Annotated in this window: 9 protein-coding genes; 7 read left to right on the top strand and 2 right to left on the bottom strand. The window is 70.0% G+C overall.

Annotation, left to right across the window (positions count from 1 at the left end; genetic code table 11):
* Positions 1-98: 98 nt before the first annotated feature.
* The 5 genes from yajC to AB0B58_RS35835 all read left to right on the top strand — a co-directional run bounded on the left by yajC (position 99) and on the right by AB0B58_RS35835 (position 7022).
* Positions 99-512 carry a preprotein translocase subunit YajC gene (gene yajC, locus AB0B58_RS35855; RefSeq protein WP_360233411.1) on the top strand — a complete coding sequence of 138 codons (414 nt, stop codon included), beginning with the start codon at positions 99-101 and terminating at the stop codon, positions 510-512.
* A gap of 239 nt (positions 513-751) precedes the next feature.
* Positions 752-2647 (top strand): protein translocase subunit SecD, encoded by a 1896-nt coding sequence (gene secD / locus AB0B58_RS35850; RefSeq protein ID WP_360233601.1) that lies wholly within the window; start codon positions 752-754, stop codon positions 2645-2647.
* A gap of 1 nt (position 2648) precedes the next feature.
* Positions 2649-3824, top strand: a complete 1176-nt coding sequence (gene secF, locus AB0B58_RS35845) for a protein translocase subunit SecF (RefSeq protein WP_360233408.1) — start codon at positions 2649-2651, stop codon at positions 3822-3824.
* A gap of 69 nt (positions 3825-3893) precedes the next feature.
* Positions 3894-4454, top strand: coding sequence for an adenine phosphoribosyltransferase (locus tag AB0B58_RS35840; protein ID WP_360233405.1), 561 nt, complete (start codon positions 3894-3896; stop codon positions 4452-4454).
* 144 nt (positions 4455-4598) lie between these two features.
* The gene (locus AB0B58_RS35835; protein ID WP_360233402.1) at positions 4599-7022 is read left to right on the top strand and encodes a bifunctional (p)ppGpp synthetase/guanosine-3',5'-bis(diphosphate) 3'-pyrophosphohydrolase; all 2424 of its coding nucleotides are present in this window, start codon (positions 4599-4601) and stop codon (positions 7020-7022) included.
* Between the two features lie 44 nt (positions 7023-7066).
* Here AB0B58_RS35835 and AB0B58_RS35830 read toward each other — a convergent pair whose 3' ends face one another.
* Together AB0B58_RS35830 and AB0B58_RS35825 are read right to left on the bottom strand one after the other, a co-directional pair.
* The gene (locus AB0B58_RS35830) at positions 7067-7897 is read right to left on the bottom strand and encodes a peptidylprolyl isomerase (RefSeq protein ID WP_360233399.1); all 831 of its coding nucleotides are present in this window, start codon (positions 7895-7897) and stop codon (positions 7067-7069) included.
* Positions 7898-7960: 63 nt separating this feature from the next.
* Positions 7961-8848, bottom strand: coding sequence for a peptidylprolyl isomerase (locus AB0B58_RS35825; RefSeq protein WP_360233396.1), 888 nt, complete (start codon positions 8846-8848; stop codon positions 7961-7963).
* 165 nt (positions 8849-9013) lie between these two features.
* Here AB0B58_RS35825 and AB0B58_RS35820 point away from each other — a divergent pair, with 165 nt between their 5' ends.
* Both AB0B58_RS35820 and hisS read left to right on the top strand, forming a co-directional pair.
* Positions 9014-9712, top strand: a complete 699-nt coding sequence (locus AB0B58_RS35820) for an MBL fold metallo-hydrolase (RefSeq protein WP_360233393.1) — start codon at positions 9014-9016, stop codon at positions 9710-9712.
* Between the two features lie 28 nt (positions 9713-9740).
* Complete coding sequence (gene hisS / locus AB0B58_RS35815) at positions 9741-11072, top strand: histidine--tRNA ligase (RefSeq protein ID WP_360233390.1); 1332 nt, start codon at positions 9741-9743, stop codon at positions 11070-11072.
* Positions 11073-11375 lie beyond the last annotated feature (303 nt).

Genomic DNA, 11375 nt, shown 5'->3' with positions numbered 1-11375 from the left:
GTAAAGGGATTAGACTCCCCGCCGTTCGAGCGGGATTGTGTATATCGCCCCGTCGTGTGCCCTGAGCCGCGTCGGAGGCCCCATGGAAGGTCTTCTTCGTGTTTATCGCAGAACCACCAGCGGGGGGCGGCGGCAGCTTCACGCCTCTGCTTCTGATCGCCCTGCTCTTCGGCGTCATGTACTTCATGATGATCCGTCCGCAGCAGAAGCGCCGCCGTGAGGCCCAGCAGATGCAGTCCGCGCTCGGCCCCGGCGACGAGATCGTGACCATCGGCGGCCTGCACGCGACCGTCGTCTCCGTCGACGACGACGTCGTCACGGTGGAGATCTCCCCGGGTGTCGACGTGCGCTTCGCCCGCCCGGCCATCGCCCGGGTCGTGAAGTCGGCGTCCGACGTCGTCCCGGAGCCGGTCGAGGAGGCCTCCGACGAGGAGGCCCCGGTCGAGCAGGCCCCGGTCGAGCAGGCCCCGATCGAGAGCCCGGTCGTCGAGACCCGTAAGTCCAAGGACTGACCATCCGACGTGCGCGGCCCGCCGCTACGGGCGGGCCGTGAACACGGAAACCACAACAGGCCGCGGGGCGGGGCAGCCGTGCGGCCTGTAGTTGTGAATAATCGTCGCCGGGCAAATCGGCCGGAAACTCATTTCCGGTTCAAGACCGCCCGACCCGCACAATCCCCAGCGCCGCGCGCTCCCGCCGGCCGAAAAGCACGAGGAGATCGACAGTCGTGGCACGACCACCACAGGGACAGATGCATCCCGGGCGGCAGCTTGCCGTGCTGGGTCTCCTCTTCGTGATCCTCTATTCGCTGGTCTTCTTCGGGCCGGGCGCCTCAGGCAGCTTTACTGACCGGCTGCAGCCGAAGCTCGGGCTGGACCTGATCGGTGGCACCCAGGCCACCTATGTCGCCGCACTCGACGCCGACGGGAAGCCACCGACGAAGACCGCGATGGAGGAGGCCCGCAAGATCATTGACCAGCGGGTCAACGCGCTCGGCGTGTCCGAGGCCGAGGTCGTCATCGAGGGCGATCGCAACATCATCGTCTCCGTCGCCGGCGAGAACAACGATCAGCTGAAGAACGTCGGCCAGGCCGCCGAGATGCGCTTCCGTAAGGTGCTCAAGGCGACCGGCGACAACGCCGCGGTGGCGGTCAGCCCGCCGACGGCCGACCCCAGCGCCAGCGCCGTGCCGAAGCCGAGCGGCAGCGCCGCGCCGAAGCCGGGCGCCGGCGCCGGTCCGAAGGTCAGCGCCAAGCCGTCGGGTGCCGCCGGTGGCCAGGGCGGCGGCGAGCGGGCACCGAGCCCGAGCGCCAGCGCGTCCGCCCCCGCGGCGGCCCCGAAGCCGTCCGCCTCCGCGCCGGCACCGGCACCGACCCCGGGCTTCCAGACGAAGGAACAGCAGCGCGTCGCGGTCGAGAAGAAGGTCGGCCCGCAGGCCTGGGCGGCGGCCGAGAAGCTGACCGCGCCGGTGGACCTGCAGACCGACCCGACCGCCGGCCTGCCGTTCAAGGCGTTCAGCACGCTCAACGGCGACGAGGTCAACGCGCTCACGCCGGAGATGCAGTTCAACGTGCCGACGATCAGCTGCGCGCAGCTCGCCGAGAGGCCCAACGGCGCCATCAGCGCGGTCGGCGAGCAGGTCGTCGCGTGCCAGAGCGGCGCCAAGATGTTCCTCGACGTCGCGAAGGTCGTCGGCACCGACATCGACAGCGCGACCCCGCAGCTGGACCAGCAGCAGGGCCAGTGGGTCGTCTCGCTCGACTTCACGGCCGAGGGCCAGGAGAAGTGGACCGCGCTCACCCGCGAGGCGTTCCAGCCGGCGGCGGACGACCCGTGCCTGTCCGCCGCGCAGGCGCTGTCGACCGGTGCGACGCACTGCCTCGTCGCGGTCGTGCTCGACAAGGAGGTCATCTCGGCCCCCGAGATCCAGGGCGTGCTGACCGGCCAGTCGCAGATCACCGGCCAGTTCGACGCGGCGAGCGCGAAGGAGCTCGCCGACCAGATCACCTACGGCGCGCTGCCGGTCACCTTCAAGGTCGACGCGGCACAGTCAATCTCGGCGACGCTCGGCAAGAAGCAGCTCGAGGCCGGTCTGCTCGCCGCCGCGATCGGCATGGGCCTGGTCGCGATCTACGCGTTCTTCTACTACCGCCTGCTGGGCTCGGTCATCTTCCTGAGCCTGCTCCTGTCCGGCCTGCTGACCTTCGGTGCCCTGGTGGTGCTGGGCCGCACCACGGGCTTCACCCTGACCCTGGCGGGCATCGCCGGCTTCATCGTCTCGCTGGGCGTCGCGGCGGACTCGTTCGTGATCTACTTCGAGCGGCTCAAGGACGAGATCCACGAGGGCCGCAGCCCGCGTGCCGCCGTACCCCGGGCCTGGATCCGCGCGCGGCGTACCATCATCTCGGCCAACACGATCACGATCATGGCCGCGGTGGTGCTCTACATCGTGTCGATCGGCGCGGTGAAGGGCTTCGCCTTCGCGCTCGGCCTGTCGACGGTCCTCGACCTCGTCGTGGTGTTCCTGTTCCGGCACCCGATCATGACGATGTTCGCCAACACGAAGGCGTTCATGTCGCCGCGGGTCAGCGGCCTCGGCCGCGCGATGAAGCAGCAGCGTGTCTCGACCGACGTCAAGGAGGCCTGACATGGCCAGCAAGGGTCTCGGCGCCCGCCTTTATCTCGGCGAGGCGAACCTCAACATCGTCGGCCGCCGCAAGATGTGGTTCGGGATCTTCGCGGCGCTGATCCTCGTCGCCCTCGGCAGCTTCGTCCTTCGCGGGTTCCACCTCGGCATCGAGTTCGCCGGCGGCACGCAGTTCGTGATCCCGGCGACCACGGGCACCCAGGCCGAGGCGCAGAACGCGGTGGCACAGGCGGTCGAGACCACCGGTGTCGCCGAGGCGGCGGAGATCGAGCCCGCGCAGAAGGTCGGCAACGGGCCTGACGCCGTCTACACCGTCCGCACGGCCGCGATGAGCCAGGAGGAGTCGACGGCGGTGAAGAACGCCGTTGCCGCCGACCTGAACGTGCCGCCGGGCGACATCAGCGACGACCGGGTCTCCGCGGCCTGGGGCGATCAGGTGACCAAGCAGGCGCTTCTCGGTCTCGGCATCTTCCTGGTGCTGGTGCTCGGCTATCTGGTGGTGCGCTTCGAGTGGCGGATGGCGGTCGCGGCGGTGATGTCGCTGCTGATCGACCTGGTGCTGACGGCCGGCGTGTATTCGCTTGTCGGCTTCGAGGTGACTCCGTCGACCGTGATCGGCTTCCTGACCATTCTCGGCTTCTCGCTCTACGACGTGGTCGTGGTGTTCGACAAGGTCCAGGAGAACACCCGCGGCATCACCGGCGGCACCACACAGACCTACGCCGAGGCGACCAACCTCGCGGTCAACCAGACGCTGATGCGCTCGATCAACACCGGTCTGGTGGCGCTGCTGCCGGTCGGCGGTCTGCTCTTCATCGGCGCCGGTCTGCTCGGCGCCGGCTCGCTGAAGGACCTCGGCCTGGTGCTCTTCGTCGGCATGGGCCTCGGCGTCGCCTCCTCGATCCTGTTCGCGGCGCCGATGCTGGTGGCGCTCAAGAACCAGGACCCGCGGATCAAGTCGCACAACGCCCGGGTCCTGGCCCGGCGCACCGCGGCCCGCTCCGGCGACGTGGCCCGCGGCGAGCGCGCCCGCTCCGGCCAGGCCGACGCCGCCGACGAGGCGCCGGCGCTGGCCGGTACCACGCCGAGGCCCGGCGCGCGGCCGGCCGCCAAGCGCACCGGCACCCGCGGCGGCGGCGCGGGCAACCGCCCCAGCGGCGGCCAGAAGCGCCGCTGATCCATCGAGGTCGAGGACGGCCCGCCACCGCGTCGGTGGCGGGCCGTCGGCCTGTCTAGGCTGTGGCGCGTGACTGAGACTCGAGAGGTACGCGGAGACAGCGGCCCCCGGGCCGCCGCTCTCGTGGCGAGCCGGGTGGTGGACGTGCCCGACTTCCCCAAGCCCGGCATCGTCTTCAAGGACCTGATGCCGCTGTTCGCCGACGGAGCGGTCTTCCGGCAGGTCATCGACGAGATCGTCGCCTACCACGGCCCGGACTCGTTCGACGTGGTCGCGGGCGTGGAGGCGCGCGGCTTCGTGGTCGCCGCCGCGGTCGCGTACGCGACCGGCAAGGGCGTCGTGCCCGTGCGCAAGGCCGGCAAGCTGCCCCGCAGGACCCACTCGATCTCCTACGCACTGGAGTACGGCGAGGCGACCCTCGAGGTGCACGAGGACGCGTTCGTGGCCGGCCAGCGGGTGCTGGTGGTGGACGACGTCCTGGCCACCGGTGGCACGGCCGTGGCGGCCCTGGAGCTGGTCGAGCTGGCCGGCGGCGCCGTCGCGGGTTTCACGGTCCTGATGGAGCTGAGCTTCCTGGACGGGCGGGCACGGCTGGCCCCGCGTGCGGTCCATACGCTGTTGACCGTTTGATCCGTATACGCCCCTTACGGCGGCACTCTTTCGGAGGTTCGGGCCAGGCCATGGGGGTAGTGGGGGCGGGTAGGATGGCGTTTTCAACCAGGTGAGCAACGGTTACGGACCGGAGCGGTCCCAGGCGATGGTGTGAGGAGGCCGGTGTCCAGCGACGTCGCCCCGCAGGCGGAGGGCACGGTGCAACCGACCGGCGAAAGCGCCTCGGCGCAGGCCACCAGGCCCGAGGCGCCGGCCGGGGAGACGCACGACATCGAGACCACCCAGCCGCTCTCTCCCGGGGACGAGCCCAGCGGCGGCTTCGGCCTGGCCAGCGCGCCCACCGGCCGCCGGGTCCGGGCCCGGCTGGCGCGCTTCAACGCGCCCTGGCAGAGCACCCAGGTCAGCGAGGTCCTCGAGCCCCTGATCGCGACCCACCGGGCGAGCCACCCCAAGGCCGACGGCCGGGCGCTGCAGCGCGCCTTCGACGTGGCGGCGCGCTGGCACTCGGGGCAGTACCGCAAGTCCGGCGACCCCTACATCACCCACCCGCTCGCGGTCGCCACGATCCTGGCGAACCTGGGCATGGACACCACCACGCTGGTGGCCGCCCTGCTGCACGACACGATCGAGGACACCGACTACGGGCTCGAGCAGATGCGGGCCGACTTCGGCGGCGAGGTCGCGCTGCTGGTCGACGGCGTGACGAAGCTCGACCGGGTCAAGCTCGGCGACGCCGCCAAGGCCGAGACGATCCGCAAGATGGTCGTCGCGATGGCCAAGGACCCCCGGGTGCTGGTCATCAAGCTGGCCGACCGGCTGCACAACATGCGCACCCTGACCTTCCTGCCCCGGCCCAAGCAGGAGCAGAAGGCCAAGGAGACGCTGGAGATCCTCGCGCCGCTGGCACACCGCCTCGGTATGAACACGATCAAGTGGGAGCTCGAGGACCTGGCCTTCGGCACGCTGTTCCCGAAGCGGTTCGAGGAGATCAACCGGCTGATCGGCGAGCACCAGCCGCAGCGCGAGGCGCTGCTGCGCCAGGTGACCCAGCGGGTCCAGCTCGACCTCAAGTCGGCGAAGATCAAGGCGGAGACCACCGGCCGCCCGAAGCACCTTTACTCGATCTACCAGAAGATGATCGTCCGGGGCCGCGACTTCAACGACATCTACGACCTGGTCGGCGTGCGCATCCTGGTCGACACGGTCCGCGACTGCTACGCCGCGCTGGGCGTCATCCACGCGAACTGGCAGCCGGTGCCGGGCCGGTTCAAGGACTACATCGCGATGCCGAAGTTCAACATGTACCAGTCGTTGCACACGACGGTCATCGGCCCGACCGGCAAGCCGGTCGAGATGCAGATCCGGACTTTCGCGATGCACCGGACGGCGGAGTTCGGCATCGCCGCGCACTGGAAGTACAAGGAGCAGAAGGGCGCCACGATCGTGGGCCCGCCCGCGCACATCGACGAGATGACGTGGCTGCGGCAGCTGCTGGACTGGCAGCGCGAGGCGAGCGACCCGAGCGAGTTCCTGGACGCGCTGCGCTTCGACCTGTCCAGCCAGGAGGTGTACGTCTTCACCCCCAAGGGCGACGTCATCCCGCTGCCGACCGGTTCGACGCCGGTGGACTTCGCGTACGCGGTGCACACCGAGGTCGGTCACAAGACCATCGGCGCCCGGGTCAACGGCAAGCTGGTGCCGCTCGAGTCGACGCTGTCCAACGGCGACGTCATCGAGATCTTCACGTCGAAATCGGCGACGGCCGGCCCGACCCAGGACTGGCTGGGCTTCGTCAAGAGCCCGCGCGCCCGTACCAAGATCCGGCAGTACTTCAACAAGGAACGCCGCGAGGAAGCGATCGAGGACGGCAAGGAGGCGATCGTCAAGGCGATGCGCAAGCAGGGTCTGCCCCTGCAGCGCATGCTGACGAGCGACAACCTGACGACCATCGCCCGCGACCTGCACCTGGCCGACGTCGCCTCGCTGTACGCGGCGGTCGGCGAGAGCGCGGTTTCCGCCCAGTCGGTCGTGCAGAAGCTCGTCGCCGGGTTCGGCGGCGAGGAGGGCGCGGTCGAGGACATCGCCGAGACCGCGGTCGCGACCCGGCCGCCGCGCAACCGCAGCACCGCTCAGGACCCCGGCGTGGTGGTCAAGGACGTCAGCGACGTCTGGGTGAAGCTCGCCCGCTGCTGCACCCCGGTGCCGGGCGATGCAGTCTTCGGCTTCGTGACCCGCTCCGGCGGCGTCAGCGTGCACCGTGAGGACTGCGCGAACGCGGAGGACCTACGGGAGCAGAGCGAGCGGGTCGTCGAGGTCAGCTGGAAGCCGACGTCCGCGTCGACGTTCCTGGTCGCCATCCAGGTGGAGGCACTGGACCGGCACAAGCTGCTCGCCGACGTGACCCGGGTGCTCTCCGAGGAGCGGGTCAACATCCTCTCCGCGACGGTCACCACCACCCGGGACCGGGTGGCGGTCAGCCGCTTCACCTTCGAGATGGCCGACCCGAAACACCTGGGCCACCTGGTCGCCGCGGTGCGCAAGGTGGATGGTGTCTTCGACGCGTACCGGGTCACCTCAGGGGCATGAGAAAGGGCGGGCCGTCACCGGCCCGCCCTCTCGTTCCGCTCTGATCAGGCCGCGGCCATCGTCAGCGAGTCGATGGTGATCTCCTTCTTGGGATGACCGTCGCCCTGGCCGTTGGAGTTGTCACTGCCCGCCTTGGCCACGCCCTCGACGATGTCGAGGCCCTTGGTGATGGTGCCCAGGACGGTGTAGTCGGGCGGCAGGTCGGTGTCCTCGTAGACGATGAAGAACTGGCTGCCCGTGCTGCTGGGCGCCGAGGTCTTGGCCATCGCGATGGTGCCCTTGGGGTACGCCGGCTTGGCGTTGACCGGGAGGTTCTCCTCCGCGTAGCGGAAGCTCGGACCGCCGGAGCCGTCGCTCTTGCGCCAGCCCTTGCCGGTCGCGGTCGGGTCGCCGCACTGCAGCACCTTGATGCCCTCGGTGGTGAGCCGGTGGCACTTGGTGTTGTCCCAGAACTGCTTGCTCGCCAGGTGGGTGAAGGCGCCGGCGGTGCAGGGCGCCTTGGACTGGTCGACCTCGGCGGTGATCACGCCCAGGTTGGTGTTCATGGTCATCGTGGCCTTGCCGACGTTCGGGACGTTCGGCGGGGGAGTGCCGGCGTCCTTGACCTTGGCCCCGCTGCTGCCGTCCTCCGGGATCCAGGTGCACGCGACGGTGCCGGCGGGGGGTGCCGCCGCGGTGTCGGTCGACTTGTCATCGTCGTTGCCGAGCGCGGCGACGATCCACCAGGCGGCGCCCGCGATCACGACAACCGCGAGAGCCGAGCCGATAATGGCCTGACGCTGCCGGCGCTTGCGCGCGGCACTGGCGCGCTCGGCCATCTCCTTCTCCAGCCGGGCCCGCGCCGCCGCGCGCTGCCGGTCCTTGATCGACGACACGGTGTTCCTCCTGTATGCCTCGGTGCGGTGAGGGGATATGTCGGGACGGGTCTGATCCGGAACTCAGGACTGGGGGGACGCCGAGGGGGCGGCCGACGGGACAGCGGCGGGCTCGGCACTGGGCTCGCCGACGGTGATGCTCTGAACTGTGATCTTGTCCTTCGGTGTGACCTTGTCGCCCGCGCTGTTCGCCACGGTGGGGATCTTGCTCAACTTGGTGACGGTCGCCATGCCCCCGGTGACCGTTCCGACGATCGGGTACTGCGGTTCCGCCTTCGGGGTGAAATCCTTGTAGAAGATCAGGAACTGGCTGCCGTTGGCGCCCGGCGGATTGCCGATCAGCGCCACGGTGCCCTTGGGGTAGAGCGGCGCGGCCGGCTTCGCCGCGGTGCCCGGGGAGGCGCTCGGCGCGGGCGCCGGAGCCACCGGCATGTTCTCGTCGTAGACCGTGTACGACGGCCCGCCCTGGCCGGTGCCGCTGGGGTCGCCGCAGCGGATCGCGCCCTCGGCCGTGATCTCGTGGCAGGTGGTGTTGTCGTAGAACTGCTTGGACGCCAGGTAGCTCAGGCTCGCCGCGCTGCAGGTCGCGTTCGCCAGGTCCAGGCCGACCACGATCGGCTCGCCCTTGTCGGTGGTGATCGTCATCGGCCGGGTGCCGGTGGTCGGAAGGCCCGACTTCGGCGGCTGGCCCACGTCCTTGAGCTCCGGGTTCGACCCGGTGTTCTGCGGGGTCCAGGCGCACTGATCGGTGGCGGTGGTGTCGACGGGCTCGTCGCTGTCGAACGCGCCACCCAGCCACGCCACGCCACCCACGATCAGGACGAGCGCCAGGGCGGCGCCGAGCCCGGCCTGGATCTGCCGGCGCCGGCGCTGCTTGCCCGCCCGGCGTGCCAGCTGCCGGTCGAGCTTCTCCCGCGCCAGTTTCCGCGCCCTGTCCCTGCTGGAAGCCACCGAGTGCTCCCCTTCCTTAAACTCTTGTCCAGTGCGCCACGCCACACGCCCGCAAGAGTGTACGGGTAGCCGCTGGGAATGTGGTGTGCGAGGTTCCGTGGCGGTGTGTACGGTGCGTCCCACTAGGCTTGCGGGTGAAGATGGACCGCTAGAGAGGGGTGCGGAGTGCTCGTCACCGGCTTTCCGGCCGAGGCCTTCGGCACCAACTGCTACGTGGTGGCCGCGGGCCCCGGCGAGCAGTGCCTGGTGGTCGACCCGGGCATCGGGGTGCTCGACCGCCTCGACGAGGTGCTGGCCAAGCACCGCCTGCACCCGGCCGCGGTCCTGCTGACGCACGGCCACCTCGACCACACGTTCTCGGTCGCGCCCGTCTGCGGCGCCCGCGGGATCACCGCGTACGTGCACCCCGCCGACCGGGAGATGCTCGCCGACCCCGCCAAGGGGCTGAGCATGGACCTGAGCGCGCTGTTCGGCGGGCGGCTGCCGTACACCGAGCCCGACGACGTCGCCGAGCTGACCGACGGCGCCACGCTGACCCTCGCCGGCCTGGAGATCACCGTCGACCACGCGCCCGGCCATACCGGCGGGTCGGTGCTCTTCCGGCTGCCCGGCGCGGGCTCGTCGTGGGAGGCGGAGCAGATCTGCCTCTCCGGCGACGTGCTCTTCGCCGGCTCCATCGGGCGCACCGACCTGCCGGGCGGCAGCACCGAGACGATGCTGGCCAGCCTGCGGGACAAGATCCTGCCGCTGGCCGACGACACGGTCGTCCTGCCCGGCCACGGACCCGAAACCACCATCGGCCGTGAGCGCGTGGCGAACCCGTACCTGCGGGAACTGACCGCCGCGCCCGGCCGGGGCCTCTGAGACCTTCCCGGCGAGGAGAACGAGCACCATGAGCAAGCCCACGCCCATCTCCGGCTTCCCGGAGTGGCTGCCCGCGCAGCGGATGATCGAGCAGAACGTCATCGAGCGGATCCGCGCGACCTTCGAGCTCTACGGCTTCGCGCCGCTGGAGACCCGCGCCGTCGAGCCGTTGGACCAGTTGCTGCGCAAGGGTGAGACCTCCAAGGAGGTCTACGTCCTGCGCCGCCTGCAGGAGGACCCGGGAGCGCAGCGCGACGACTCCCTCGGCCTGCACTTCGACCTGACCGTGCCGTTCGCCCGCTTCGTGCTGGAGAACTCCGGCCGGCTGCAGTTCCCGTTCCGGCGCTACCAGATCCAGAAGGTCTGGCGCGGCGAGCGACCGCAGGAGGGCCGCTACCGCGAGTTCGTGCAGGCGGACATCGACGTAGTCGACCGCGACAACCTGCCGTTCCACTACGACACCGAGATGCCGCTGGTGATCGGCGACGCCTTCGCGTCCCTGCCCATCCCGCCGGTGACGATTCAGGTCAACAACCGCAAGGTCTGCGAGGGCTTCTACCGCGGCCTGGGCCTGGAGGACCCCGACCAGGTGCTGCGGACGATCGACAAGCTCGACAAGATCGGCCCGGAGAAGGTGGCGGCGCTGCTGGTGGAGACCGCGGGGGCGAGCGACGCTCAGGCGGCCGCGTGCCTGCGGCTGGCGGCGATCTCCACGGACGATACGTCCTTCGTGGACGCGGTACGCGCTCTCGGCGTCGACAACCCGTTGCTGGACGAGGGCCTGGCCGAGCTGGCGGGGGTGGTCGAGGCGGCGAGCGAGCACGCGCCCGGGCTGGTCCGGGCGGAGCTGAAGATCGCCCGGGGGCTGGACTACTACACCGGCACGGTCTACGAGACCCAGCTGCGGGGGTACGAGCGGTTCGGCTCGATCTGCTCGGGCGGGCGCTACGAGAACCTGGCTACGTCGGGCAACGAGCGCTTCCCGGGCGTCGGCATCTCGATCGGGGTGACCCGGCTGCTCGGCCTGCTCTTCGGCAGGAACGCCCTCGGCGCCTCGCGCAGCGTGCCGACCTGCGTGGTGGTGGCGTTGCCGGCCGAGGAGCTGCGCCCGGTCTGCGACCGGATCGCACAGGCGCTGCGCCGCCGCGGCGTCAGCACCGAGGTGGCGCCGTCGGCGGCGAAGTTCGGCAAGCAGATCCGCTTCGCCGAGCGTCGCGGCATCCCGTACGTCTGGTTCCCGGGTACGGACGGCGAGGCGGACACGATCAAGGACATCCGCTCGGGCGAGCAGGTGGAGGCGGACGCCGCCACCTGGCAGCCACCGGCCGAGGACCTGCGCCCGCGGATCTCCCGGTCCTGACCGTCTGACCGTCGTCAGTGGACGGCCCGCGCCCGCGGGTCGTCCACTGATTCGTGTTTGCGCGCGGCCAAATTTCTGCCACGTGGTAGAAATTGGTCCCAAGGAACGCTTTCTGTCCCGTTATCGACCCATAGTCCATCCTGTGTGCTTAATGTCAGATACGTGCTTATGACATTGAGAGCCCGGGCCGCTCCATGCGCTCCGGGCTGAAGGGCGGCCGGCGGGTACCACGCCACCGGTCTCCTCGATGCGGTTGATTTCTCGGAATTTCACCCGGCAGCCACGGTTCTCGGTCGCTTACCG

Origin of the sequence: Actinoplanes sp. NPDC049118 (genome assembly GCF_040648555.1) — a bacterium.
GTDB lineage: Bacteria > Actinomycetota > Actinomycetes > Mycobacteriales > Micromonosporaceae > Actinoplanes.
This window is presented reverse-complemented; position numbering and strand designations above follow the sequence as displayed.

Coding starts and splice junctions, on each gene's coding strand:
- secD (WP_360233601.1), top strand. CDS start 752: ATGCATCCCGGGCGGCAGCTTGCCGTGCTGGGTCTCCTCTTCGTGATC.
- secF (WP_360233408.1), top strand. CDS start 2,649: ATGGCCAGCAAGGGTCTCGGCGCCCGCCTTTATCTCGGCGAGGCGAAC.
- hisS (WP_360233390.1), top strand. CDS start 9,741: ATGAGCAAGCCCACGCCCATCTCCGGCTTCCCGGAGTGGCTGCCCGCG.